The organism is Niastella populi (assembly GCF_002078015.1).
GTDB classification, from domain to species: domain Bacteria; phylum Bacteroidota; class Bacteroidia; order Chitinophagales; family Chitinophagaceae; genus Niastella; species Niastella populi.
Map to the genome: position 1 here is coordinate 65,090 of NZ_LWBP01000200.1, position 24,249 is coordinate 89,338.

A 24,249-nucleotide genomic window follows, 5' to 3' on the forward strand; every position below is an offset into this window, starting at 1 on the left:
ATTTCAGACTAATAAGCAATTGCAGACCTCGCTAATATTCAGCCGAAACATAGTATTAAAATAGGTGAAACGGCGCGTTTAAAAAACGCGCCGTTTTTTTATCTTATACACGCCTTCCGTAAAACAAAATGGCGCCCGTATAAAGGCGCCATTCAGAAAAATATTTCAAACCAATTCTTACTGGTACTGAATGTAGATCGGTTGTGGTTTTAACTTCAGCACTTCCGCCGGCTGCAGCACATGGCTGTTGGCCTCCCGCAGATCGTTCTTGTAGAATATTTTAAAACCGGTGAACTGTACAGGCTCCTTATAAACGAACTGTTTGTAGGTATTGAACTTACGCGCCTGGTGCCCCCAGCCATCCATATCCATAACTATCTGAACTTCAGGCTGTAATTTAATCTGCTGGTAATTAGTGACCATGGCCTTTGTAAAACGGTGCACTACCAGGATCTTGGGTGGCAGGTTATAGGTTTTAACCAGTTTTGCAAGGTAGTTTGTAGTCCAGTTGATATCTGCCGCATCAAATGTGCCGATCACCGAACCAGGCTTTTTGCCGGTTTTCATGGAGAACTCGGGGTCGATGCCAAAATGCACGTTGGGCAGCTTCAACCATTTTTCAAGCCTTGGCACCTCTTCCTGCAGCGTACTTAAAGCAACCTGAATATCAAGGAATACCAACGCGTTCATTTTACCGGCCATATTAATAGCCCTTTCAATATGTGCAGCAGGCATCCGCAAACGGTATTTGCCATCTTCGCCCGGACTGCCCTGCGCCGTAAGCGCTATATAATGAATGGCAGGAACAACTTCCACAGCCGTATCGGCCGCATGCCATTTCTTTACTTCATTTTTTAATTTTTCAATCACCACATCCTCCGGATATTCACCCAGTACGCCCATTCTTTTTGAATAGAAATTACCATAATACGATACCACGCGTTTGAAAGGGAGAATAGCGCCTGGCAAAGGATAAGCGCCTTTTACCGGCCATTTACCGCTTGAATCGCCATTGGCATTCCTTTGAAGCATGGCATTGAATAAGGCCGTATCAAGCGGTGGCAATGAAGGTTTTACAACCTCCGTGTCACTTTTTAATGCGGTCTTTTCATTGGCTTCGGCCAGAACCGCTTCCCCCTTTGCATTACCGGGTTTGCACATGCTGAAAGACAATGAGGAAACGGAGAGTACAAATAGTGCGCCTGTCCATATAAGGGCAGATTTCTTCATGGTAATTGATTTTTTAACGGAAGGCCACCAGGCCTTAATTTGATGATTCATAAGTTGCTCTACGGAAGGGGAATAAAGATCGGGTAATTTGCTAACAACGCATTATATGTGAATATATTTTAGCAGCCGATTGATTTAGCAGGGTTTTTACATTTTATATTTTAATGTGCCGCGCCACCCGTTGTAAATAAACCAGTGTAACTTTATAAGCACTTAATATGTTAGCGGGTAACTCCCGGCATCATCACGTTGAAAGGGTTTACCCATTAGCATTTTTACAAATCTTTAAATGTCATGCCATGGGTACGCTTCAACAAATTCACCGGTGGAGCCTCGCGCATCACCCCCGCTGGCTGGTTGTTTTGCGGGTAGCTTTAGGCATCTGTCTCTTCTTTAAAGGCATATTTTTCCTTGCAAATACATCAACGCTTGAAGAACTGGTAAGGGGCAGCCTGGTGGCCAACCGGGCCGACTGGATGGCGATCTTTATAACCTGGTCGCACCTGCTGGGCGGCTTTTTGATAATCATCGGGTTGCTTACGCGGTGGGCTGTTTTGTTGCAGATACCCATACTGATGGGCGCCATCGTATTTGTCAATACCCAACGGGATGCATTTGGCCCCTTTGAACTGCCATTTGCGTTCATCATCCTGTTGTTACTGATCCTGTTCCTGATAGAAGGAGGCGGGCCGGTGTCGCTCGATAATTTTTTCAGTAAACACCAGGCGTGAGAATTCGGGATTTTGGGATTTTGAGATTTATGAGAATATTCAAACCGGATCCAATCACTAAATTTTTAAATCTCAAAACCAGCAATCATTACTCCCCCTCATAAATTACTCCAGAGGTAGGCGTTTCATGCAGTTCGATCCGGTGCATGGCGGGCAGGGCTGGTTTTAACTGATCCCAGATCCATACCGCTATCAACTCGCAGGTGGGATTCTCCAGCCCCGGCAGGTCGTTCATCAGCTTATGGTCGAGCTGGGTCACAACCGGTTTGATGATCTTTTTCAGTTCAGCGAAATCAATGATCCAGCCGAATTTGGGATCGGGTTTGCCTTTCAGCCATACCCGCAAACGATAGGTATGGCCGTGAATGTTCTTACATTTATGCCCTTCCGGCACGTTGGGTAAAAAATGGGCTGAATCGAATGTAAATTCTTTGTAGAGCAGCATAACTTAATTGAAGGCGCAAAGGTATGTTTTATTTCGAACCCATAAGTATTTGCCAACCCCCTGAGATGGTTTGTGGTTATGGTTTGTTGTTTGTGGTTCTTTAGTGGCAGTTTATGGTTTTTGGTTTATTGTTTATGGTTCTTTTGTTCGGGATCAATAAGTAATTGCAGGATTCGCGACGATTTGTTTGTTGTTTGTAGTTTCTTTCATTCGAAACTCATAACTATTTGCCGGCCTCGCCCTGGGCTTTCTGTTTTCGCCTTTCAGCTGTATTCGTATTCTGTATTTGCTTGCGGCTTGCAGCTTGCAGCGTGCAGCTGTATTTGTATTGCTTTAGGCTCTCAGCTTATAGCTTGCAATTTACAGCTGTATTCACCAACCCCGGCAAACCAAATTGCCAGGGCTGTTATGGGTTTTTCTGATGTTCTATTTATGAAGCGTGATGGTTCCCAAATCGGTTTCCTTTCCAACAGTTACCGATACATTGTTGATGGTGGTATCCTGGTAACCATTGCCGGCGTTTACAAATACCGAGTAAATTCCTGAATCGAGCCCGCGCACTTTGAAGCGGCCATCGCGCCAGGGGAAGGCATACGCCTGTATTTGGGGCATAAAAAAAGCTCCCTGGCGGGGAGCATCTATGAACAGGCAATCGTTATAATTTTAATCGTTAACCAAAGTTTCTTTTTTCTGCTGAAATTAACAAACGTTAGCAGGCAAATGGCTGCCAACCGGGGCCTGCAGAACACACATTAAATAATATCACATATTTAATATCTGAATAACTTTCTCTTAATTTCTCCTGCTGTTACCGCATGCACCTGCAATTTATTTCATCACATTTTCACTTTAAAGCGCATTCAACGTTAAAAAGTACAGTTCTGGCTATAATTGCTAAATCCCAGAAAAGGCTAAAAAAAAAATTAAATTTTTTTTAAAATACCCGCTTTCAGGAGCTGTTTTCAGGTAAAACTTCAGGCTTCTACCCTTAAAAGCACAAAAAAGGGTATTGTAAAAACAACACCCTGATATACTATTGGTTTTTCCTATTTCAACTCCTTCCTGTTATGCCCGTTTCCGTTTTGCATCTGTACACGCCAGGTCGATGGCTTTTGAAATTTCAGGCTGACTAAGCCTTCCATCATACACCTGGCCATTGATATACAAGGTAGGCACGGTACGGATGCCTTTTGCCAGCGCTTCCAGCAGATCGGTGCGAACCGTCCACCCGTATTTGCTCTCCACAAGGTCGGGTAGGAAATTCTTGCTGGTCACTCCAGCCTCCCGGGCGTATTCCCGTAAGCTGATGGTGCCCAGCCGGCGATTATGCGCATACAACAGGTTGTGCATTTCCCAGAATTTGCCTTCCTGGGCAGCGGCAATAGCCGCTTCTGCCGCCTTATGCGCATGCTGATGAATCTGAGTTAAAGGGAAATGCCGGTAATTAAGCTTTACCTTTTTGCCATGCGACTCCATCAACTTTACGATCACCCGGTGTACTTTGGCACATTCCTCACTCTCGTAATCGCCATAAAAGACAATGCTTACCGGCGCATCGGGGTCGCCGGCCCATAGTCCTTTGGTTGAAATGATCTCCTTGTTCTTATCATTCTTAATTGGCATATTTACTCCTCTTTCATTTGTTTTTGTTATGACTTAATTAAAAAGGCCACTCTACCTGTAGCAGAGTGGCCTGGTTCAAATTCATACATCCTCAGCATCTATTACCTATCAAACAAAACCTGTCAGGTCTTCCCCAAAATCCTGTACCCCGTATCAGACCTGACAGGCTTTTCACATATTCTCTCTCACTCACTTCTTTAATAACATCGGTTCTATCATTTAGTTGGTAGCCCGCCTCACTTTCCTGTCTTTTAACGATTCGTTGGCACCCTCCCGGCATCACCCGGCAGGGGGAGGATATTATCAACTTTTCAACTTACCATTTATTTTACCCGCTCGGGCGTTTCGTTCCTGAACACCACTACTCCATCAAATACGTCAACCATCACCGGTTTAGATTTATCGATGTCTGCTGCAAGGATCTTTCTACTAAGCGGATTAACGATCTCCTTCTGGATCAACCGTTTCAACGGCCGGGCGCCAAACTGTATATCGAATCCCTGCTCGGCCAGGTATTCCAGGGCATAATTGCTGAACCGCAGATCGATGCCATTTTCCGCCACCTGTTTTTTCAGACCGTTCAACTGGATCTGTACAATACCCATGATCTCTTTCTTCAACAGTGGCTGGAACATGATCACTTCATCGACCCGGTTCAGGAACTCGGGCCTGATGGTTTGCCGCAGCAGGTTCATTACTTCCACTTTAGCCCGCTCCGCAGCCTTGTCCACATCCTGTTCCTTTACATCTTCAAACGCTTCCTGGATCAAATGGCTACCAATATTGCTGGTCATAATGATGATGGTGTTTTTGAAATTCACCATCCTGCCCTTGGCATCGGTCAACCGGCCATCGTCAAGCACCTGCAACAATACATTCCATACATCGGGATGGGCCTTTTCAATTTCATCGAGCAGTACCACACTGTATGGTTTACGGCGAACCGCTTCGGTCAATTGCCCTCCTTCTTCATACCCCACATAACCCGGAGGCGCGCCCACCAGGCGGCTTACCGTATGTTTTTCCTGGTATTCGCTCATGTCAATACGGGTCATCATGCTCTCATCATCGAACAGGTAATCGGCCAGGGCTTTTGCCAGCTCTGTTTTACCCACACCGGTGGTTCCCAGAAATATAAATGAACCGATCGGCTTTTTGGGATCATGCAGTCCCGCCCTGCTTCTGCGAATTGCATCGGCCACGGCTGTTATCGCCTCATCCTGTCCTACCACCCGCTCGTGCAGCTTTTCTTCCAGGTGCAGCAATTTCTCTTTATCGCTCTGCAGCATGCGGCTTACCGGAATACCGGTCGACTTTGCAATTGTCTCCGCAATATCTTCTGCATCCACTTCTTCCTTCATCAACCGTTTGTTCTCGCTTATGGCATTCAGCTGCGCTGAATACTCATTGATCACTCGTTCCTGTTCTTTTATCTTGCCATACCTGATCTCAGCCACGGTACCGTAATCGCCGTTCCGTTCGGCTTTTTCAGCCTGCAATTTCAACTGCTCCACTTCGGCCTTTGCATTCTGCACTTTATCAACCAGTTCTTTTTCTTCCTGCCATTTCGCTTTCAACGTATCGCGCTCTACGCTCAGGTTGGCGATCTCCGTATTCAGGGCTTTCAGCTTATCCTCGTCGTTCTCCCGTTTTATCGCTTCACGTTCGATCTCCAGCTGGCGGATCTGCCGTACCAGTTGATCCAGCTCTTCGGGCATGGAGTTCATCTCCAGCCGCAGCTTCGCCGCTGCTTCATCTATCAGGTCAATTGCCTTATCGGGCAGGAACCGGTCGGTAATATACCGGCTCGACAGTTCCACCGCCGAAATAATGGCTTCGTCTTTTATACGAACATGATGGTGCGTTTCATAACGGTCTTTCAACCCGCGCAGAATGGAGATGGCATCCTCAACCGATGGTTCATCTATCATTACTTTCTGGAACCGGCGTTCAAGGGCTTTGTCTTTTTCAAAGAATTTCTGGTATTCATTCAGCGTGGTGGCGCCAATGGCACGCAATTCACCACGAGCCAGTGCAGGCTTCAGGATGTTCGCCGCATCCATGGCCCCTTCACCACCACCGGCCCCTACCAGGGTATGAATTTCATCGATGAATAAAATGATCTCGCCATTGCTGTCGGTCACTTCTTTTACAACCCCTTTCAGCCTTTCTTCAAACTCACCCTTATATTTGGCGCCGGCGATCAGCTGGCCCATATCGAGTGCATAGATCACTTTTGTTTTCAGGTTCTCGGGTACATCACCATTTACTATACGATGGGCAATGCCTTCGGCAATGGCGGTTTTACCCACCCCCGGTTCACCCACCAGAATGGGGTTGTTCTTTGTTCGGCGCGAAAGGATATGGAGTGTTCTTCGTATTTCTTCATCACGGCCGATAACCGGGTCGAGCTTGCCGGCACGCGCGAGGTCGTTCAGGTTGCGGGCATACTTATTAAGCGCATTGAACTGCGTTTCCTGGGTTTGCGATTGTACGGTTCCCCCTTTACGTAATTCCTTAATAGCGGCCACCAGGCCTTTCTCGCTTAATCCCGCTTCTTTCAGCAAACGGGCCGTAGAATCGTTGCCCTGCACAATGGCCAGCAACAGGTGTTCGGCCGTAATAAATTCATCGCCAAACTCCTTCAGCGTAGCACCGGCCCGCAAAATCACGTTGTTCGTTTCCCGGCTAACCATCTGCGCCGCATCGCCGCTTGTTTTAGGCAGTTTACCGATCGACTCCTGTAATTTGTTTTCGAGGAGATTCACGGTAACATTGTTCTTTTTTAAAAGATATTCAACCGGAGAATCTTCCTGTTCAAGCAAAGCTTTCAACACATGTTCCGTTTCAATATTCGGACTTTGTGAATTAAACGCTAATTGTTGCGCCTGTTGAAACGCTTCTGCTGCCTTTATGGTAAAATTTCCTAAGTTCATATAATGCTAATTTGCTAATGTGATAATATGCTAATGTGATAATTAAAACCTCAATTCCGGGCCTCGCTACTTTATCAAAACCTAAAGAAATTCGAAAGCCTGGGAAGTCACTAATTAAATAGCGCCCTAATATTCGGTAACAGCCAAAGGGTTTCACCAACCATTTTAATATGTTCAACGTAAAAAAGAACATTCCGGTTTAACCCTGTGTCACCATTATTCAATTAATCTGTACATTACCTGCAAATCATAATCCAGGCCAAAATTTATGCATTTATGTCATTAAAAACGAACCCTACCTGCCTCAGTTGCAGTCTTTTATCCGTGTTCCTGTTATTCTTTCAGTTTTGCTTCGCCCAACCCGACTTCAGCCAGGCCGATGCCCTGCTGCAAAAGAACCAGAAATTACTTGGCAATGGTGTAGTTGCCTTAATATATAAGGACGGGAAGGTGATCCACAGCAAAGAACTGGGTGAGTTCAATGCCAAAACAGCGGCGCCCATTGCCAGTTGCAGCAAATGGTTAACGGCCGCCCTCGTAATGATCTTTGTTGATGAAGGCAAAATAAAACTCGACGACCCGGTTAGTAAATACATTCCCATATTCGATAAGTACATGAAAAGTTATGTTACTATTCGCCAGTGCCTGGCGCATACTACCGGTATTGAAAATGATAAAGGCAACCTGCTCAAAATGATGCAACGCGGCAAGTACATGAACCTTGAAGAAGTAGTGAACGCGATTGCCGCCAAAGAGATCTCGAACAACGCAGGCACAGAGTTTCATTATGGCGCTATCGGCCCTAACATTGCCGGTCGCGTGATGGAAGTGGTGAGTAAAAAACCGTTCGACCGGCTTATTCAGGAGAAATTATTGCGGCCCCTGAAAATGAAGCAAACCAGTTTCGTGAACGAGAACGGGTTCGCGCCCAATCCCGCCGGCGGCGCGCGCAGCTCGGCAAATGATTATATCAACTTCCTTTCCATGATCCTGAACAAAGGCGTGTTTGAAGGAAAACAGATCCTCAGCGCCCAGGCCATAGCGGAAATGCAAAAACCGCAGTTCACCAGCCTGCCGGTAAAGTTCACCCCCAAAATTGCTGAAGGCTGGCATTACGGGTTGGGCGAATGGATCCAGGAAGAAGATGCCAATGGCAACAGCATTGTGGTGAGTAGTCCGGGTTTGTTTGGCACCTGGCCATATGTTGATAAATGCCGCAATTACGCCGCCATCGTGTTAACGAAGTCGTTACTCGGTGAACAAAAGAAAGATATTATGATGGAGTTCAAAGCTGCGGTGGATGAAGCAGTAGGTCAATGTGCCAATTAGTTAATTTGCTAATGTGCTAATTGAATACAGGTTGAGTGAGTGCCGCGCGTGGGCAAAGATGTCTAAAGCGAGGAAACGGAAAACAGGACTGCAGAACTGGAAGAATTAGCACATGAGCTAATTAGCACATTATCACATTAAAAAAGGGCATCCCGGTTACCCGGAACACCCGTGTTCATCATCAGTCCTTATTCGTTAAAATGATATCAAAAAAGGGCTATGGTCTCAGCAGCATAGTACCCGATAATTTTTCTTTTCCATAGCGGAGCGTATAATGATACACGCCGGCCGGCAGCGAAGCGCCGTCAAATGAAACCGTGTAGTTGCCGGCCTCCAGCTGTTTATTCACCAACGTGCTTACTTCAACCCCCATATTGTTGAACACTTTCAGCATGGCCATACTGCCAACAGGCAACCGGAAGGCGATGCTCGTGTGGCCGCTGAACGGGTTGGGATAGTTCTGAAGTGCCGCATTGCTACCGCTGTTATTAATTACGGTCAATTGCTTTGAGTAAATAAAGCCGCCGTCTGCATCTGTCATCTTCAACCGGTAATACATGTACCCGCTAAGTGGTGTGTTATCGGTATAGTTATATTGCGTGGTGGCCGATACGTTGTTTGATTTACCTGCTATGAACGCCATTTTATTCCAGCTGCTGCCATCGGCAGAACGTTCGGGCTCAAAACCGGCAAAACTTTCCTCCCCGGTAGTTGTCCATTGTAACATCACCCCATCGGCATTCGACCGCGCCGTGAACGATAACATGTGTACCGGCAATGGCACTGATGCGGCAGATAGACCGGCATTGGAAATAGCGGTAGCTATTGAAGAACCCGACGATAAAGTAAAAGCTGCCGCATTCGCAATACTGGCGGCTACGCTACCGGTGGCGCCGGCGCTTACATCGGCCGTAATAAAATAATAAGTACCGTTTATATCTATGTTCGAAGAAAACCCATTGAACGTTACCGATGAGGCAAAATGTTTTGAGCTCAACTGCACATCAACGGCACTGCTGAATGTAGCATCGGCCGACCGCCATAATTTAACGGCTGTTATGCCGGAAGGCGTTCCGCCTAACTGCACCGTAGCCGCGGTAATGGCGCTTTCGGCGCCGGGGTCGAGGAAGAACCGGCCAATTGCATTATTATTTGTGCCCGGTACCGGCGCAGGAGCATTATAACCGCTGCCATTGGAAAAAGCAACCTGGTTGGTAACAGTGGGGGCAGCGACTGAGCCCATATCTGTATACCACCCACTAATTGCGGGAGTAGCAGAAGAACTCGTATTACCATAATACGCCCAGTCAATATCTGAGGTATTCCAGATCATCCAGATATTCATGCTCATATTCCACAAATCATTACGATATTCAATGCGATAAGATCCTTTGGTATAATATGGCCTGCTATTCGACATTCCTGCATAAGTATAGGTACCATTAACGGCAGCGGTGCCTGCGCCGCTCACCGCAATGGTGTTCTGGCCATGGGCCAGGCCGGCGGTCAGCAGGCTCAAAAGAATACATATACATACATTAACAGTGTAACGGTTTTTCATACAGCAGGTTTGGATTTGATAGTGATTCGAAAAGTAAATACAATAAATAACCAACTGGAATAACTGACATTACAATTATTTCAAATACGCAAAACCACCTAAAGCGGGTAGTAAGTTTTTTAAAAAGGCATAGAGGCATAGAGGCAACGAGGCATAAGGGCAACGGGGCAACGAGGAATACAGAATACAGCTGCATGCGGTAGTTGACAAGTTAACAAGTTGACGGGTTGACAAGGGAAATACAGAATACAGCTGCACGCCGCAAGCTATAAGCCAAATACAAATACAGGCTCCAGGCTGCAAGCTTCCAGCCTCACGCTGCAAGCGAATACAGAATACAGCCTAAAGCCTAAAGAGAAGCCAGCAAATAGTTATGAGCCTCGAACAGAAGAACCATAAACTATAAACCAAAAACCATAAACATTTCTCGCGAGCTCCGAATGAAAGAACCACAAACGACAAACAACAAACCACAAACTAAGAACTAGCGAGGTTCGCAATTACTTTCGAGTTTCGAACTAAAGAACCAAAAACCATAAACCATAAACCATAAACTATAAACAACAAAAGTCCCGGCCCGGTTCTTGCTACTATTTTATTACCTAACTTCTTTACTTATGAAAGCGCTCTCCATCCTGTGCATTTTATGCATACCGCTGCTACCCTCCTGTACTACGCTTAGCCCTGAACATATTAAGGACCACCAATGGTTGTATGGCGAAGGCTACCGCATTGGCGATCAACTGCAGTTCGATAATAAAAACTTTAGTTTCAACGGCGATACCATCCTGAAACGCAATGTGCCCGTTGCCGTGGTAGTGATGACTTCGGGCGATCTGATAGGCAGTAATAACATCATTACGATTCAATCACTTGCTACGGGCGAAGAAGGGATGTATCATGAGAAATGAATACAGCTGCAAGCTGCAAGCTATAAGCCGCAAGCGAATACAAAATACAGCCTAAGCTGAAAGGCGAAAGCCTAAAGCAAATACAGAATACAGCTGCACGCTGCAAGCAAATACAGCTTAAAGTCAAGGCGTAGAGGCATAAAGGCAACGAGGAAATACATACAGTCTAAAGCTGAAAGCCAAAAGAGAGGCCAGCAAATAGTTACGAGCCTGGAATAAAAGAACCACAAACAACAAACAACAAACCACAAACCAATAACAGCGACGTCAGCCATTAGTTTTGACTATAAACTATTATTAACAATTCACCTGTTGCAAAAGCAAACAGTTATTCTTATATTTAAGATAACAGCTATATTTCGTAACCTGACCGTACTCTTATGAAAGTGATATCTTATATGGTACCAGTGGTGATGCTATTATTGTCGTTCCTGTATAACAACAATCCCTTTATAGTTAAAGAGGAAGCGCAACAGGCGTTTCAACTGATCAATACGATCAGAAGCAGCCCCGAAAAATATTATAAGGAACTACAGCTCAGTTCGAAACTACGCATCACCAGAACGCCCCTGCGCTGGAACGATACCCTTGCCCGCGTAGCCGAAGCCAAAGCCCTCGATATGGCCAAACGTAATTACTTCAACCACGTTAATCCCGATGGCTATGGCATCAACTTCTTCATAAACCAAAGCGGTTATAAGCTCAATACCGACTGGTTGAAAGATAAAAAGGAGAATTTCTTTGAATCCATCGCCTCCGGTCACGATTCGGGCATAGCTGCAGTAAAATCGCTGATCATCGATGAAGGCGACGCCACCAAAGGCCACCGCAATCATTTGCTCGGTGTTACCGACTGGGACGCCTCGCTGTATGATATCGGTATCGGTTTTGTCAAAAGCGATGGCGGCGACTATCAATCCTATATCTGTATCATAATAGCCAAACACAACTGGTAGCAATAAAAAAAGCCTGAAAAAAGAACATGCTCTTTTCAGACTTTTCCCATTCAGGATAGTGTACTTCCACTAACCTCTGAAATATAAATAGGCGGTCAAAATAAGCGCAATTACCAGCAGCGACATCACCACATCTCCCTTTGTCCAACTGGCCCGGGTAGCTTTTTTATCTTCCTCTGTTCTGGTAGCCATTGTCAACCCGCTGATCCGGGCATAATCGGGCTGCTTACCGGCATAGCTAACGGCGATCATTACGATGATACATACGATCGTTATCAACAGGCTGTAATACTGGAAGAATATATTGTTTACAACCCACAGAAAGGAGCCTTCGGTATAGGAGAAACCGCTGAATAATTTTACGGGTGTGTCTACGGCAAGCCGGAACAGTCCCATGGCAAACCCGGTTATGAGGGTGGCGAGGCAACCGGCAGAATTCAACCGTTTCATGAAGATGCCGAAGAAGAACACGACAAATATGGGCGGCGCCAGGTAGGCCTGAATGCCCTGCAGATAATCATACAATCCTTTCCCGCCCCTGATCACGGGGATCCACAGTAAACCGATGACCACCATAATGGCGGTTGCCACCCGCCCGATCCAAACCAATTGATTTTGGGTGGCATTCGGCCTGAAACGCGAATAAAAATCCATGGTAAATAAAGTAGAAGACGCATTGAATACGCCTGCCAGGGAACTCATGAGGGCGGCAAGCAGGCCGGCCACCACGATGCCACGCACGCCTACAGGCAATACGTTCACCACTAACAGCGGAAACGCCTGTTGGGCATTATCGCGGATCACGTTACCCTGCGCATCGATCAGCGCATTTTGCAGGGCGGCGTTCCCCCCCGTTTTTGCCAGTGCAAAACATATGATACCGGGAACGATAAAAATGAAAACCGGCAACAGCTTCAGCAGCGCCGCAAAAATAGTTCCCCTTCTTGCCTGGCGTTCATTAAGGGCGCCCAGCGTTCGTTGTACAATATACTGGTCGGTACACCAGTACCACAACCCAATGATGGGGGCGCAAAGCAGCATGCCCAGCCAGGGATAGTTGTCGTTGAAATACCAGGCAAGGCGCCCCGATTCCCTTACCGGCGCCCAGGTACTTTCCATATTGGCGGGCACCATCGGCTTCCACAGGTTGAACATTTCAGTTCCTGCTATTTCCTTCAGCCTGTCCCAGCCGCCCAGCGCTTCCAGACCGAACCAGGTCACCATTAATGAACCGATTATTAAAACAACGGTTTGTATCGCTTCGGTGTAAGCAACGGCCCGTAACCCGCCGATGATCGTGTACACGCCGGTGAGCAGGATCACCAGGATGGACCCTATCCAGAAACTGTCGAGCCCAAATACGTTTATATCGGGCAGCAGCACACTGAACACGATACCACCGGCAAATATCCCCACCGCAATTTTTGTCAATACATAAGCTATCAGCGAGATAACCGAAAGCACCGTACGCGCCGCAGGTGAAAACCGCCTTTCGAGGAATTCCGGCATCGTATATACCATCGATCGCATATAAAAGGGCACCATTACCCAACCGAGCACCAGTAAACACCAGGCATGCAGTTCATAATGGGCCAGGGCCACCCCATCGGTTGCGCCCGAACCGGCCAGCCCTACCAGGTGCTCCGATCCGATATTGGAGGCGAAAATAGATGCACCAATGATGAACCAGCCCAAATGCCGGCCGGCCAAAAAATAATCTTCCGCAGAATCTTTCTTCTGTTTCATCGCCCACCACGATATACCTGCAATAACGGCGAAATAAATAAATACAACAATCCAGTCGATCCCTGTAATAAAATTCATATGGCAAGCGGTTTAGTTTAAGTTTTACAATCGTTTTGTTTATGTTGATCCTGTAGATATGGATTTTTTGGAGACATGTAAAAACGAAAACAGGAAGTAAGAGATCTGAAGTACGAAGTTTTCGATTTTTGAAACTAATAACTAATTCCAAGCTCTTTCTTCTTACCGCTTATCTCCTGCTTCCTGTTTATATATTACTCCTGATGAAAAGCCAGTTACCCCGTCAACACGTCAACTTGTTAACTCGTCAACTGTTACCCTAAATATACTGGTTGATAATATTCTCCAGCCACTCCTGTTTGCCGCTGATCATTTTAGGCTCGCCATTGGCTAATGCAAATTCGCGCAGGTCTTCGAGTTTCAGTAAACCGCCTTCAAAATCTTTTCCTTTACCGCTGTCGAACGAAGCATAGCGGTCTTTACGGAATTTCAGGTAAGGCGACTTCTGCATTACTTTATCTGCGATCACCAGCGCACGGGCAAATGTATCCATACCGCCGATATGTGCAATAAAGATATCTTCCAGGTCGGTTGAGTTACGACGCGTTTTGGCATCGAAGTTCACTCCACCGCCGGCAAAACCACCGGCTTCCAGGATAATGAGCATGCTTTCAACCAGTTCGTTCAGATCGATCGGGAACTGGTCGGTATCCCAGCCGTTCTGGTCATCACCGCGGTTGGCATCGATGCTGCCCAGCATGCCTGCATCGGCAGCCACCTGTAATTCGTGCTGGAAGGTATGTCCGGCCAATGTAGCATGGTTCACTTCTATATTCAGTTTAAAGTCTTTATCGAGACCGTAATGCCGCAGGAAACCGATAACGGTGGCGCTGTCGTAATCGTATTGGTGTTTGGTAGGCTCGCAGGGTTTGGGTTCAATAAAGAACACACCCTTGAAACCCTGTTTGCGCGCATAGTCGCGGGCCATGGTAAGGAAGCGGGCAAGGTGATCGAGCTCACGTTTCATATTGGTGTTCAGCAGGCTCATATAACCCTCGCGGCCACCCCAGAACACGTAGTTCTCACCACCAAGCGCAATGGTAGCATCCAGTGCATTTTTTACCTGCGTGCCCGCATACGCTACGGCGGCAAAATCGGGGTTGGTAGAAGCGCCGTTCATATATCGGGGGTTGCTGAACACATTGGCGGTTCCCCATAACAGTTTTACGCCGCTGGCATTTTGTTTTTGTTTTGCATAGTCAACGATGGTTTGCAAACGGCTTTCATATTCTTTTATGTTGGCGCCTTCGTCAACCAGGTCAACATCGTGAAAACAATAGTAAGGAACACCCAGTTTGGTAATGAACTCAAACGCGGCATCCATTTTATCTTTTGCGCGGCCTACGGCATCGGCGTTGGTATCCCAGGGAAAATGTTTTGTACCCGGACCAAAAGGATCGGCGCCGGTGTTGCAGAAGGTGTGCCAGTAGCATACCGCAAACCGTAAATGCTCCTGCATGGTTTTGCCGGCTACTACCTTGTTAGCATCATACCATTTAAAGGCCAGTGGATTGTCGCTCTCCACGCCTTCGTATTTGATGGAACCGATTCCCTTAAAGAATTCTTTTTCTCCAGTAACGATTTTCATATGCGTTGTTTGTTATTTTCTAAAGATTAATTAATTGCAGGCTGAACGATTAATGCTGAACGCTTAAGGCTTAACGCTAAATACACCTATTAAGCTGCTTTGCGTTTTGCGTTCCGCGTTCTGCGTTTCGCTGTATTCCACTAGCACAACTTGTCCCGCTCTGTGGGATTATCGAATTATCACATTATCAAATTATCCAACAACCCCTTCCACTCCTCATACACCACCTTATACTCTTTCTTCTTCTTTGGTTCAATAACGGTGAGTGGTTTGGCCTGGGTGAATGCTTCTTTTGGTGTTTTGTACACTCCGGCGCCAATGCCTGCGCCAAGTGCGGCGCCCACACTGCCGTCGCAGTTGTATAATTCAACCGGCACGTGCGTGGTATTTACAAATGCTTCCACAAACAGTTCGCTGAGGAAGAGATTGGCCTTCCCGGCGCGTATCACCTGCGGGTTCATCCCGTTCTCGCGCATAATATCTAACCCATAGCGGAACGCACAGGCAATACCTTCCTGCGCTGCGCGGAACAAATGCGCCTGCGAATGGAGGTTCAGATCGATATGATGAAAATGAACGCCGATGATCTTATTGTTCAGCATGCGTTCGGCGCCATTACCAAATGGCAGCACGCGCAATCCATCGGCGCCGATTGGCACTTTGGCTGCTTCGGCATTCATTTGCTGATAACTGATGGCCGGCGTGAAAATATTTTTAACCCAGCGGTTCAGGATACCCGTACCATTGATACACAACAGTACGCCCAACCGCTTTTCTTCTGTAGTATAGTTTACGTGCGCAAAGGTGTTTACGCGCGATTCGGGGTCATAGGTAAGTTCATCGCTAACGCCATAGATCACACCCGAAGTACCGGCCGTAGCAGCCACTTCGCCGGGTTCCAGCACGTTTAACGATAAGGCATTGTTTGGCTGGTCGCCGGCTTTATAAGCAACCGGTATGCCTGCGGGCAATGACAGCAATGCCGCAATGTCTTCCTTCAGGCGGCCATGGTCTGAAAAAACATCCTGTATGGTGGGGATCAGTTTATCATCGAAACCGTAATGCTCCATCACATCTTTGCTGATGCGGTCTTTTTTGAAGTCCCAGAAGATCCCTTCCGATAAGGCGGAGATGCTGGTAGTGATCTCGCCTGTCATTTTCATGGCAATGAAATCGCCGGGCAGCATGATCTTGACGGCCTTTTTATAGGTAGCCGGTTCTTCTTCCTTTACCCATGCCAGTTTGGAGGCGGTAAAGTTGCCGGGCGAATTCAATAAATGCGAAAGGGATTTCTTTTTACCGATGGCCTCAAACGCTTTATCGCCAATTTCAACGGCGCGGCTGTCGCACCAGATAATAGAATTGCGCAAAGCCTGCTGGTGCTCATCGACCATTACCAGTCCATGCATCTGGTACGAGATCCCAATGGCGCCAATATCGGCGGGATTATACGCATTAAGTGCATGCGCCTTTTTAATGGCCTGCTGAACATGTTCCCACCACATTTCGGGCGATTGCTCGGCCCAACCGGGCTGGGGCGATATAATGGGCGATTCTGTTTCGGGATATTGTGCCGATGCTTTGCACTGTTGCGTTTGAGCATCTACGACGGAAACTTTAATAGAGGACGTGCCTACATCAATTCCAAGGAGTAGCATATGGCAGCTTAATTGTTTATAGTTCTCAGTTCACAGTTCACAGTTCTTAGTTCTCAGTTCTTAGTTCTTAGTTCTCAGTTGTTCAGTTAATGAGTTATTCAGTTAATGAGTTATTCAGTTATTCAGTTGTCTTCAGCTGTATTCTGTATTCGCTTACAGCTTATAGCTTGCAGCTTGAAGCTGTATTCTGTATTTGCTTATAGCTTGCAGCTTGAAGCTGTATTCTGTATTCGCTTACAGCTTATAGCTTGCAGCTTGAAGCTGTATTCTGTATTCGCTTACAGCTTATAGCTTGCAGCCTGAAGCAGTATTTTGTATTCGCTTGAAGCTGTATTAAAAAAGGCAGCAAGCTCGAGATAAGTTCTGATTCTGCACCCTACACCTGCTGCCCTTGTTAACCAAAAACCTTTATCGAAGTATCGAAATTATTTGATATTAATAAAATGGCCTTCCACTTTATTTTCGAAAACATAAACTATTTTAATATAATTGATAAGCCATATGTTTATTTTTGCTTAATATAGTGCTCCTTTATACCGTTTGGCATGAAACCACTTGTTGAAAAACTACCGCTTTCGCAAAACACCTCCTTTGTGGCGCGCACCTACCGCACGCCGCATTTCGAAGTGCCCTGGCACCAGCACATTGAATATGAGCTGATCCTGTTCCTCGAAGGCGAAGGTTCGGCCTTTATCGGCAATTATATCGGCGAATTCAAAGCCGACGATGTGTTTTTCCTTGGCAGCAACCTGCCCCATACCTTTCAGAAAGCGCATAAAGACCTCATCACCTCGGCCATAGTGGTGCAGTTCACCGATGATTTCTGGGGACCGGGTTTTATGCAACTGCCTGAAAGTAAAAGCATTCTGAAACTGTTTTCCGTAGCCCTGCAGGGGTTGAAAATACAGGGCGCCACCCGGCAGCAGTTAAAACCCATGCTAACCGAACTGGAACATTTACAGGGCTTTGCCCGCATCATCAGGCTGTGCGAGTGTTTGCAGGCCATAGCTACCGCCCATGAATATGAAACGGTATCCACCCAGGAGGTAAGTACCTTCCAGGCGAAGAACAAAGACCGCATCGACCGTATTTTCCAGTTCACCATCGATAATTTCCAGGAGTCTATAGCCCTTAGCGATGTGGCGGCCACCGCCGGCATGAGCGTGCCGGCCTTTTGCAGTTATTTTAAAAAATGTACGAAGAAGACCTATGTCGATTTCCTGAATGAAGTACGTATCGGCCATGCCTGTAAACTACTGATCGACACGCAGAAATCGGTGCTGGAGATCAGTTATGAAAGCGGGTTCAATACCCTGGCCAATTTCAATAAACAGTTCCTTAAATTAAAACAGCTTACCCCATCGGGATTCAGGAAGCAGTTTCGAATACAGGAGCAGGAGGAATACCGGCCGGATGAATTTAGAACGCTGAATGAAATGAAGAATGAGAAATGAAGTAAATACAATGTCGAATATTGAATGTAGAATTTCGAATGTAGAAGTTGAAAGCGAATACAGAATACAGCTGCAAGCCGTAAGCTATAAGCAAATACAGAATACAACTGAAAGGCAACGAGGCAGAGAGGCCGGCAAATAGTTATGGCCCGGAATGAAAGAACCACAAACCAATAAAAGCGAGGCTTGAAAATAGTTGCGAGTTTCGAAGTAAACAACCATAAACTAAAAACCATAAACAATAAACTGTAAACTATAAACCACAAACAACACCATACTCAACAAATAAGATCCTTCATTCGTGAACTTGGTTTCAACTTCTGCGGTATCGCCCGTGCGCAGCAACTCGATGATGATGCGCGGCGGCTGGAGCAATGGCTGAACAAAGGGCTCCATGGCAACATGCAATACATGGAGAATTATTTCGATCTGCGCATCGACCCTACCAAACTGGTGCCGGGCGCTAAATCGGTGATCACCGTATTGCTGAACTATTTTCCGCAACAGGCGCAACGGGCCGGCACTCCCCATATTTCAAAATATGCCTGGGGCAACGACTATCACGAAGTGATTAAAAAAAAGCTGCACACCCTGCTGGCGCTGATCAATGAACATATCGGCGAAGTACAAGGCCGCGGTTTCGTCGATTCGGCCCCGGTACTGGAACGCAGCTGGGCCCACCGGAGCGGACTGGGATGGATAGGTAAGAACGGAAACCTCATCACTAAACAACAGGGCTCTTTCTTTTTTATCGCCACCCTTATCGTTGATCTCGAACTGGAATACGACGATCCTATTGCCAAAGACTACTGCGGCAGTTGCCGCCGGTGCATCGATGCGTGTCCTACCGGCGCCATCACCGAAGGAAAAGTGATCAATGGCAGCCAGTGCATTTCATATTATACCATTGAACTGAAAGACCTGCTGCTGCCCGATGATAAGAAAGGACAATTTGCCGACTGGATGTTCGGCTGTGATGTTTGCCAGGATGTATGCCCCTGGAACCGCTTTGCCAAACCCACACAGGAAACAGGCTTCACGCCCATTCCCGAAATACTTAATTTCACCACCAAAGAATGGGAATCTTTAACGGAAGAAGCGTTCAAAAAAATATTTCGGAATTCACCACTAAAACGAGCAAAGTTCCAGGGTATACAACGTAATGTGAAATTTCTTAAAGGTTGATTTTATACCTCGTTGAATAAATTAAGGAGTTTATGGTTTATAGTTTTTAGTTTATGGTTCTTTTATTCCCAACTAATAAGCATTTGCAAGCCTCGCAATTAATCAGCCTTCCCTCATATAGGAAACAATAAACTATAAACCATAAACGCTACAACAAACCACAAACTATAACTGTATTCCCAGTTTCATGGCATACCTGTGCAGATAATTCTTATACGTATAATATAGTTCGTTACAACGTGAAGTTGGGCATTCCCAAATATTCACATTCAGGCGCTTCACATATTTATAACTATAACCGGCGCTGATCACCCACCGGTCTTTTCCGTGAAACCCAAATTTATATCCCAGTCCCGCCTCTGAATAAAAGCCATTGTGGTACCGGTCTTCAAACCAGCTGTTGGTTACGTCTTTTTTATCACTCACAAAATGAACGCCGATATCGCCATATACAAAAGGGGTAGTGCTTTTTTTCAGGATATATTTGCGAACGTCGAGAAAAACGGGAACACCGCCACGGTAATAATTATCTACGCCCACCCCTACCCCGGCAAACCAGGTTTTGTATCTAATACCATTAATGGCTTGCATTTGAAAGTTAACGCCTTTGGAACCATTCAATACGCCGGCCTGAACAATGGAAGAAAAAGAACAGGAACAACCTTTTTTGGCCGGCCGTTCCTGTTTTGCTTCCTGTGCACTGGTTATCAGAACAGACCCGCTAAGAAAAAACCAAAGAAGAAGCAGTCTTTTTTGCATAACCTGAATTATTTGCCTGAGGCAAGGCCTATTTTACTCAGTAAACGAATGTTATTGACGTTGCTATAATCGAACTGGTACAAACCGTCTTTCGCCACCACCAATGCCCTGCTGTTCGACGCAATTACGTCGTACGTGTCCATACCATCTATTTTCTTTATCAGCTTCAGGTTATTGGCATCAGCGGCGTCATATACTTTTACGCCGTCTTTACCATCACAGATAAACAGGGTATTCCCTTCCTTACCCAGTCCGAACGGATTGGTCATGCTGTACTGCTTTATCAGGAAAGGTTTGGTAACGTCGGTAATATCCACTACTTCCAACTGGTTCGTATTACCGCCGCAGGCAGTACCCGAACGCAGGGTAACCCAGGCCTTTGTATCGTCGGCCACCACGGGATCGCAGCTGCGAACATGTGTGAACGAGCCCTGTTTAACGGGGTTGCCAGGCGTTGATACATCATAGATGAACATGCCCTGGGTAGATCCGATAAATAATTTGTCCTTGAACGGATAGATCGTTTCTATAAACTGATTACCGATCACCGAAGTATTTACGAACTGCGGATCTTTCGGGTTCGAAATATTCCAGGTCGACAGCGAAGAGGTTGACACCGTGTACATGTAATTGTTCATTAGTGTGAACCGCGCCATGGAACCACCCTGTCCGCTCTTGCCGGGCGTAGCGCTCGCGGCGCTGGAGTACAGCATGGCATCCATATAAATACCAATAGGCCGGGGATTATAAGCCATGGTGGTATCGTGGCGCGTGAAGCTAACTACCACCTGTATGCTATCGGTGTTTACCGGCCGCGTACCGCCGCTATTGTTATATTGGTAGTACATGTTGCGATGCGGGAATGCATTGTTCATGAACTTGAGCGGCTTTACCGCTTTGGGGTCGGTGATATCGAAGGTCACCAGGTCGCTGTATGAATCGGCATATAATACATTACCAGTTACAGCCAGGTCAACATTACCGGGAATGGGAATAAAGGCGAGGTTCTTCGGCGATGAAGGCTGTGTGTTATCGAAGATGTGAATGCCTTCATCAAGCTCATTCAGGAAAATATAATTTCCAAAAATGTAAATTTTACCGGGGCGTTTCAAACCCTGTGCCGGACCGCTTTTCATATCGGCGCGCACTTCGGTTAGCGTTTTGAAATTAGGTTCATACCAGGTATAGGTTTGGAGTGCTTTTTCTTTATCGCAACCAGACAAAGAAGCAACAAGCATTACAGTAATGGTTAACTGTAAAACCGACAAAAGATGCCGTTTCATAAGTTTAGCGTTTTCTTAACTGACAAACAGTAAGGAGTAACCGTTGCCTGGCGTTTGTTATTTTTACAGCAATTCTTTTTATAATCTTCCCAGCAACATTTTAAAGCTAATGCCGGTCGACCACAGGTATTGTCCTGTAGAAACTTCTTTCTTAACCAATCCATTGAGGGAGTAACGCAGGTCGGGACCGATCCACAGCGGGTGTTTGCTTTTCTGCAACAGTCCTACGCTTAAACCGGTAACGAAGTTGAACTGTGTTCTGTTGAACAAACTATTATCCTCGTAGTAAACGCCTTTTACCCCTTCATAATGCAACGCATCAACCGCAAACAGGCGGCCGACAGACACGCCGCCTTCAAATGCAATCGGCGGTAATCTTCTGCCTTTATTTATCTGCCAGTTCAGCATGATGGGTATTTCTATATAGTGGAACCGGTAGCGTTGTTTCTGGCTATAATACTCCCAGCCCTGGTTCTGGCCAGGCGCCTGCCCCTGCCATTGCACGCTGGGGAACCTGCCGCTGGCAGTATCGATGTAACCGGGGCTATCATAAAATTCAGGTATTACCTTCAGGGAATTGGCGCCAACGTTCACAGCAATCGATGAATCGTACCTTTTACCCACCTGGGTATTAACGCTCATATAAGAATATTCCAACCCAACCGATACTTTCAATCGCGGCGATAAAGTACGTTGAATAAATACCCCTACAGATGCGGCAAAATCGGGCTGAATGGGTGAAGCCACTTTTTTTACAGGTACGGCATTAGCAGATACATTCAGGAACTGGTTATTTGCGCCCACACTGTTAGGGCTGGAATAACTGCGCGCAGCCAGGTCTTCGGCATACGATTTATCGGTGCCTAACAACCCACGCAACTGGAATAATTTACTTACCGAAATGCGCGAATAACCGGCATCGGCCTTAACGCCCCAATGCCACAAAGAAGGCGTTTTACGCTGAATAGGCATGGCTGCAACGGCGTTGCCCGCACTTGCCGAATCAGGCATCAGTAAATGCGCCTTTATATTGAACCCATCAGTGGCCGCCTTACTGGTAACTATAGGTTCGGTTTCATGTACCAATGCAGGTATGGTTATTTTCAATGGTGCTGAAGATGCATCCGGTTTTAAGTTGGTAACGATTGCCGCTTCCCCCGGTTCTGCATCAACCGCTTCTTCTGTAATAACCGGCGCCGTTCTCTTTTTATCAACCTGTTTATGGTTACGAGCTACCAAAGGCGTTGCCGCCCCGCTTTTCACGGGCTTATTATTATTGGTACCGATTGTTTCCTTAGTGAGGGTTGCTGATCCTGCTGCCACAGCTTCCCTACGGATCGGAAGGGAAGATATATCAGGTTGACCTTGTGTAATTACCGGTGCGGCCGGTGGAACTGATCCCGGCTCACCCGGCACAGTTGCCGGTGCAGGTTCGGTTACATCAACTGGTTCATTTGCCGGCACAGATGCCGCATTGCCGAAACCGGGTTGAACCGGTGAAACCTGTGTTGTATGATCGTTTGTATTGGTAGTGGCAGAGTTAGGCGATACGGTTTTGTTGGTTTGGTTTGAAGAAGATGATGAAGAAGACGACGATGCCCCGGTTGTTGTACCGGTGGCCATTTCAAGCGTTTTCCTGTTATTGCTGGTATAATTATATAACACTACCCCACTGGTAGTAAGTGCAACTAAAAGGGCAGCAGACCACAGCCACAAAAAGCGGCGGCGGCGTTTGTGCTGACGGATGTTTTTTTCCACCTCCATCCATACAGTATCAGAAGGACGCAGCTTTAGCTCCTGCAGCTTCTGGTGTACCTGTTTCTCAAATTCATGGTCGGACATACGATTCCTTTTTTGTTTCTACGGTCGTTTTTTTTAACCAGCTTATCAATAATGCGCGTGCACGGGCATATTGTGACCGGGAAGTACCCTCGTTAATACCAAGCATTTTTCCGATTTCAACATGGGAGAACCCCTCAACGGCATGCAGATTGAACACAGTCTGGTAACCGGCCGGTAACTGGCGAATGATCTCGGCCAGGTCTTTGGCCTGCAATGCCACTTCGGGGTTATCATCTGACACCGGGTGCAGGCTCGTTTCTGTAAAGGATAGATCGGTTTGATACCGGCTGTTCTTTTTGAGATAGTTTAATGCCGTATTCACCATAATGCGGCGGATCCAGCCTCCCAGCTCGCCTTCGAATTTAAACTGGTGCAGGTTGCGGAAGATCTTTATAAACCCTTCCTGCAGCACATCTTCTGCATCGGCAACAGACTTGGTATAGCGATAGCACACCCCCAACATACTCTCAGCAAAATGCTCGTAGAGCTGTCGTTGGGCCTCCGGCAGCCCCCTTAAACAATCTTTTACCAGCCTGTTATAATCCATTTCTTGTACTGTACCTGACAATCAACGCTTCTATTACGTTGCACCGAAGGTAATAAATGACAGGAACCGGGTTAAATGTTATATATATTTACTATGTAAGTTGATCGGTAAGAATGTGATAATGGAATACTGAATACAGCTGAAAGCTGCAAGCTATAAGCCGAAAGCAAATACAAAATACAGGTGAAAGCCGAAAGCCTAAAGTAAATACAAATACAGCTGCAAGCTGCAAGCAAATACAGAATACAGCTGCACGCTGCAAGCCGCAAGCTGCAAGCAAATACAGAATACAGCTGCACGCTGCAAGCCGCAAGCTGCAAGCTGCAAGTAAATACAGAATACAGCTGAAAGGCGAAAAAAGAAAGCCCAGGGCGAGGCCGGCAAATA

General features: G+C 46.5%; 21 protein-coding genes. 6 read left to right on the top strand and 15 right to left on the bottom strand.

The window, feature by feature from the left end; genetic code table 11:
* Positions 1-177: 177 nt before the first annotated feature.
* Positions 178-1,230 (bottom strand): hypothetical protein, encoded by a 1,053-nt coding sequence (locus A4R26_RS23440; RefSeq protein ID WP_081168968.1) that lies wholly within the window; start codon positions 1,228-1,230, stop codon positions 178-180.
* Between the two features lie 299 nt (positions 1,231-1,529).
* Between A4R26_RS23440 and A4R26_RS23445 the strand changes: the two genes are divergently transcribed.
* The gene (locus A4R26_RS23445; protein WP_165760392.1) at positions 1,530-1,961 is read left to right on the top strand and encodes a DoxX family protein; all 432 of its coding nucleotides are present in this window, start codon (positions 1,530-1,532) and stop codon (positions 1,959-1,961) included.
* 88 nt (positions 1,962-2,049) lie between these two features.
* Here A4R26_RS23445 and queD read toward each other — a convergent pair whose 3' ends face one another.
* From queD to clpB, 4 genes are all read right to left on the bottom strand, one after another.
* Entirely contained in the window at positions 2,050-2,406 is a 357-nt protein-coding gene (gene queD, locus A4R26_RS23450) for a 6-carboxytetrahydropterin synthase QueD (RefSeq protein ID WP_081168970.1), read from the bottom strand.
* A 426-nt stretch (positions 2,407-2,832) separates the two neighbouring features.
* Complete coding sequence (locus tag A4R26_RS23455; protein WP_081168971.1) at positions 2,833-3,018, bottom strand: carboxypeptidase-like regulatory domain-containing protein; 186 nt, start codon at positions 3,016-3,018, stop codon at positions 2,833-2,835.
* Between the two features lie 453 nt (positions 3,019-3,471).
* On the bottom strand, positions 3,472-4,029 hold the full coding sequence (locus tag A4R26_RS23460) for a DsbA family protein (protein ID WP_081168972.1): 558 nt from the start codon (positions 4,027-4,029) through the stop codon (positions 3,472-3,474).
* Between the two features lie 323 nt (positions 4,030-4,352).
* Positions 4,353-6,965, bottom strand: coding sequence for an ATP-dependent chaperone ClpB (gene clpB, locus A4R26_RS23465; protein WP_081168973.1), 2,613 nt, complete (start codon positions 6,963-6,965; stop codon positions 4,353-4,355).
* A 276-nt stretch (positions 6,966-7,241) separates the two neighbouring features.
* On the opposite strand from clpB, the gene A4R26_RS23470 reads away from it, so the two are divergent.
* Entirely contained in the window at positions 7,242-8,294 is a 1,053-nt protein-coding gene (locus A4R26_RS23470) for a serine hydrolase domain-containing protein (protein ID WP_081168974.1), read from the top strand.
* Positions 8,295-8,511: 217 nt separating this feature from the next.
* Here the strand turns inward: A4R26_RS23470 and A4R26_RS23475 are convergent, their stop codons facing one another.
* On the bottom strand, positions 8,512-9,855 hold the full coding sequence (locus A4R26_RS23475; protein WP_081168975.1) for a T9SS type A sorting domain-containing protein: 1,344 nt from the start codon (positions 9,853-9,855) through the stop codon (positions 8,512-8,514).
* A gap of 617 nt (positions 9,856-10,472) precedes the next feature.
* On the opposite strand from A4R26_RS23475, the gene A4R26_RS23480 reads away from it, so the two are divergent.
* Entirely contained in the window at positions 10,473-10,766 is a 294-nt protein-coding gene (locus A4R26_RS23480) for a hypothetical protein (RefSeq protein WP_133054761.1), read from the top strand.
* Positions 10,767-11,146: 380 nt separating this feature from the next.
* Positions 11,147-11,722 (top strand): CAP domain-containing protein, encoded by a 576-nt coding sequence (locus tag A4R26_RS23485; RefSeq protein ID WP_081168977.1) that lies wholly within the window; start codon positions 11,147-11,149, stop codon positions 11,720-11,722.
* Between the two features lie 69 nt (positions 11,723-11,791).
* On the opposite strand, the gene A4R26_RS23490 is transcribed toward A4R26_RS23485, so the two are convergent.
* The 3 genes from A4R26_RS23490 to A4R26_RS23500 form a co-directional block, all read right to left on the bottom strand.
* Complete coding sequence (locus A4R26_RS23490) at positions 11,792-13,546, bottom strand: sodium:solute symporter (RefSeq protein WP_081168978.1); 1,755 nt, start codon at positions 13,544-13,546, stop codon at positions 11,792-11,794.
* A 259-nt stretch (positions 13,547-13,805) separates the two neighbouring features.
* Positions 13,806-15,134 carry a xylose isomerase gene (xylA, locus tag A4R26_RS23495; protein WP_081168979.1) on the bottom strand — a complete coding sequence of 443 codons (1,329 nt, stop codon included), beginning with the start codon at positions 15,132-15,134 and terminating at the stop codon, positions 13,806-13,808.
* Positions 15,135-15,313: 179 nt separating this feature from the next.
* Entirely contained in the window at positions 15,314-16,792 is a 1,479-nt protein-coding gene (locus tag A4R26_RS23500; RefSeq protein ID WP_081168980.1) for a xylulokinase, read from the bottom strand.
* Between the two features lie 545 nt (positions 16,793-17,337).
* Between A4R26_RS23500 and A4R26_RS23505 the strand changes: the two genes are divergently transcribed.
* On the top strand, positions 17,338-18,246 hold the full coding sequence (locus A4R26_RS23505; RefSeq protein ID WP_081168981.1) for an AraC family transcriptional regulator: 909 nt from the start codon (positions 17,338-17,340) through the stop codon (positions 18,244-18,246).
* 225 nt (positions 18,247-18,471) lie between these two features.
* Here the strand turns inward: A4R26_RS23505 and A4R26_RS35705 are convergent, their stop codons facing one another.
* A complete protein-coding gene (locus tag A4R26_RS35705; protein ID WP_242674997.1) occupies positions 18,472-18,642 on the bottom strand; it encodes a hypothetical protein in 171 nt (56 codons plus the stop codon).
* On the opposite strand from A4R26_RS35705, the gene queG reads away from it, so the two are divergent.
* Positions 18,574-19,431 (top strand): tRNA epoxyqueuosine(34) reductase QueG, encoded by an 858-nt coding sequence (queG, locus tag A4R26_RS23510; protein WP_242674998.1) that lies wholly within the window; start codon positions 18,574-18,576, stop codon positions 19,429-19,431. The two genes, A4R26_RS35705 and queG, sit on opposite strands and share 69 nt — an antisense overlap.
* A gap of 165 nt (positions 19,432-19,596) precedes the next feature.
* Here the strand turns inward: queG and A4R26_RS23515 are convergent, their stop codons facing one another.
* The 5 genes from A4R26_RS23515 to A4R26_RS35485 all read right to left on the bottom strand — a co-directional run.
* The gene (locus A4R26_RS23515; RefSeq protein WP_081168983.1) at positions 19,597-20,190 is read right to left on the bottom strand and encodes a hypothetical protein; all 594 of its coding nucleotides are present in this window, start codon (positions 20,188-20,190) and stop codon (positions 19,597-19,599) included.
* Positions 20,191-20,198: 8 nt separating this feature from the next.
* Complete coding sequence (locus tag A4R26_RS23520) at positions 20,199-21,473, bottom strand: LVIVD repeat-containing protein (protein ID WP_081168984.1); 1,275 nt, start codon at positions 21,471-21,473, stop codon at positions 20,199-20,201.
* 78 nt (positions 21,474-21,551) lie between these two features.
* On the bottom strand, positions 21,552-23,315 hold the full coding sequence (locus tag A4R26_RS23525; protein ID WP_081168985.1) for an outer membrane beta-barrel protein: 1,764 nt from the start codon (positions 23,313-23,315) through the stop codon (positions 21,552-21,554).
* Positions 23,302-23,862, bottom strand: coding sequence for an RNA polymerase sigma factor (locus A4R26_RS23530; RefSeq protein ID WP_081168986.1), 561 nt, complete (start codon positions 23,860-23,862; stop codon positions 23,302-23,304). Before A4R26_RS23530 ends, A4R26_RS23525 begins: the two co-directional genes overlap by 14 nt.
* 198 nt (positions 23,863-24,060) lie before the next feature.
* Positions 24,061-24,249 (bottom strand): hypothetical protein (locus A4R26_RS35485; protein WP_207625804.1); only part of this gene is annotated, 189 nt, incomplete at its 5' end.

Coding starts and splice junctions, on each gene's coding strand:
- A4R26_RS23440 (WP_081168968.1), bottom strand. CDS start 1,230: ATGAAGAAATCTGCCCTTATATGGACAGGCGCACTATTTGTACTCTCC.
- A4R26_RS23445 (WP_165760392.1), top strand. CDS start 1,530: ATGGGTACGCTTCAACAAATTCACCGGTGGAGCCTCGCGCATCACCCC.
- queD (WP_081168970.1), bottom strand. CDS start 2,406: ATGCTGCTCTACAAAGAATTTACATTCGATTCAGCCCATTTTTTACCC.
- A4R26_RS23455 (WP_081168971.1), bottom strand. CDS start 3,018: ATGCCCCAAATACAGGCGTATGCCTTCCCCTGGCGCGATGGCCGCTTC.
- A4R26_RS23460 (WP_081168972.1), bottom strand. CDS start 4,029: ATGCCAATTAAGAATGATAAGAACAAGGAGATCATTTCAACCAAAGGA.
- clpB (WP_081168973.1), bottom strand. CDS start 6,965: ATGAACTTAGGAAATTTTACCATAAAGGCAGCAGAAGCGTTTCAACAG.
- A4R26_RS23470 (WP_081168974.1), top strand. CDS start 7,242: ATGTCATTAAAAACGAACCCTACCTGCCTCAGTTGCAGTCTTTTATCC.
- A4R26_RS23475 (WP_081168975.1), bottom strand. CDS start 9,855: ATGAAAAACCGTTACACTGTTAATGTATGTATATGTATTCTTTTGAGC.
- A4R26_RS23480 (WP_133054761.1), top strand. CDS start 10,473: ATGAAAGCGCTCTCCATCCTGTGCATTTTATGCATACCGCTGCTACCC.
- A4R26_RS23485 (WP_081168977.1), top strand. CDS start 11,147: ATGAAAGTGATATCTTATATGGTACCAGTGGTGATGCTATTATTGTCG.
- A4R26_RS23490 (WP_081168978.1), bottom strand. CDS start 13,546: ATGAATTTTATTACAGGGATCGACTGGATTGTTGTATTTATTTATTTC.
- xylA (WP_081168979.1), bottom strand. CDS start 15,134: ATGAAAATCGTTACTGGAGAAAAAGAATTCTTTAAGGGAATCGGTTCC.
- A4R26_RS23500 (WP_081168980.1), bottom strand. CDS start 16,792: ATGCTACTCCTTGGAATTGATGTAGGCACGTCCTCTATTAAAGTTTCC.
- A4R26_RS23505 (WP_081168981.1), top strand. CDS start 17,338: ATGAAACCACTTGTTGAAAAACTACCGCTTTCGCAAAACACCTCCTTT.
- A4R26_RS35705 (WP_242674997.1), bottom strand. CDS start 18,642: ATGGAGCCCTTTGTTCAGCCATTGCTCCAGCCGCCGCGCATCATCATC.
- A4R26_RS23515 (WP_081168983.1), bottom strand. CDS start 20,190: ATGCAAAAAAGACTGCTTCTTCTTTGGTTTTTTCTTAGCGGGTCTGTT.
- A4R26_RS23520 (WP_081168984.1), bottom strand. CDS start 21,473: ATGAAACGGCATCTTTTGTCGGTTTTACAGTTAACCATTACTGTAATG.
- A4R26_RS23525 (WP_081168985.1), bottom strand. CDS start 23,315: ATGTCCGACCATGAATTTGAGAAACAGGTACACCAGAAGCTGCAGGAG.
- A4R26_RS23530 (WP_081168986.1), bottom strand. CDS start 23,862: ATGGATTATAACAGGCTGGTAAAAGATTGTTTAAGGGGGCTGCCGGAG.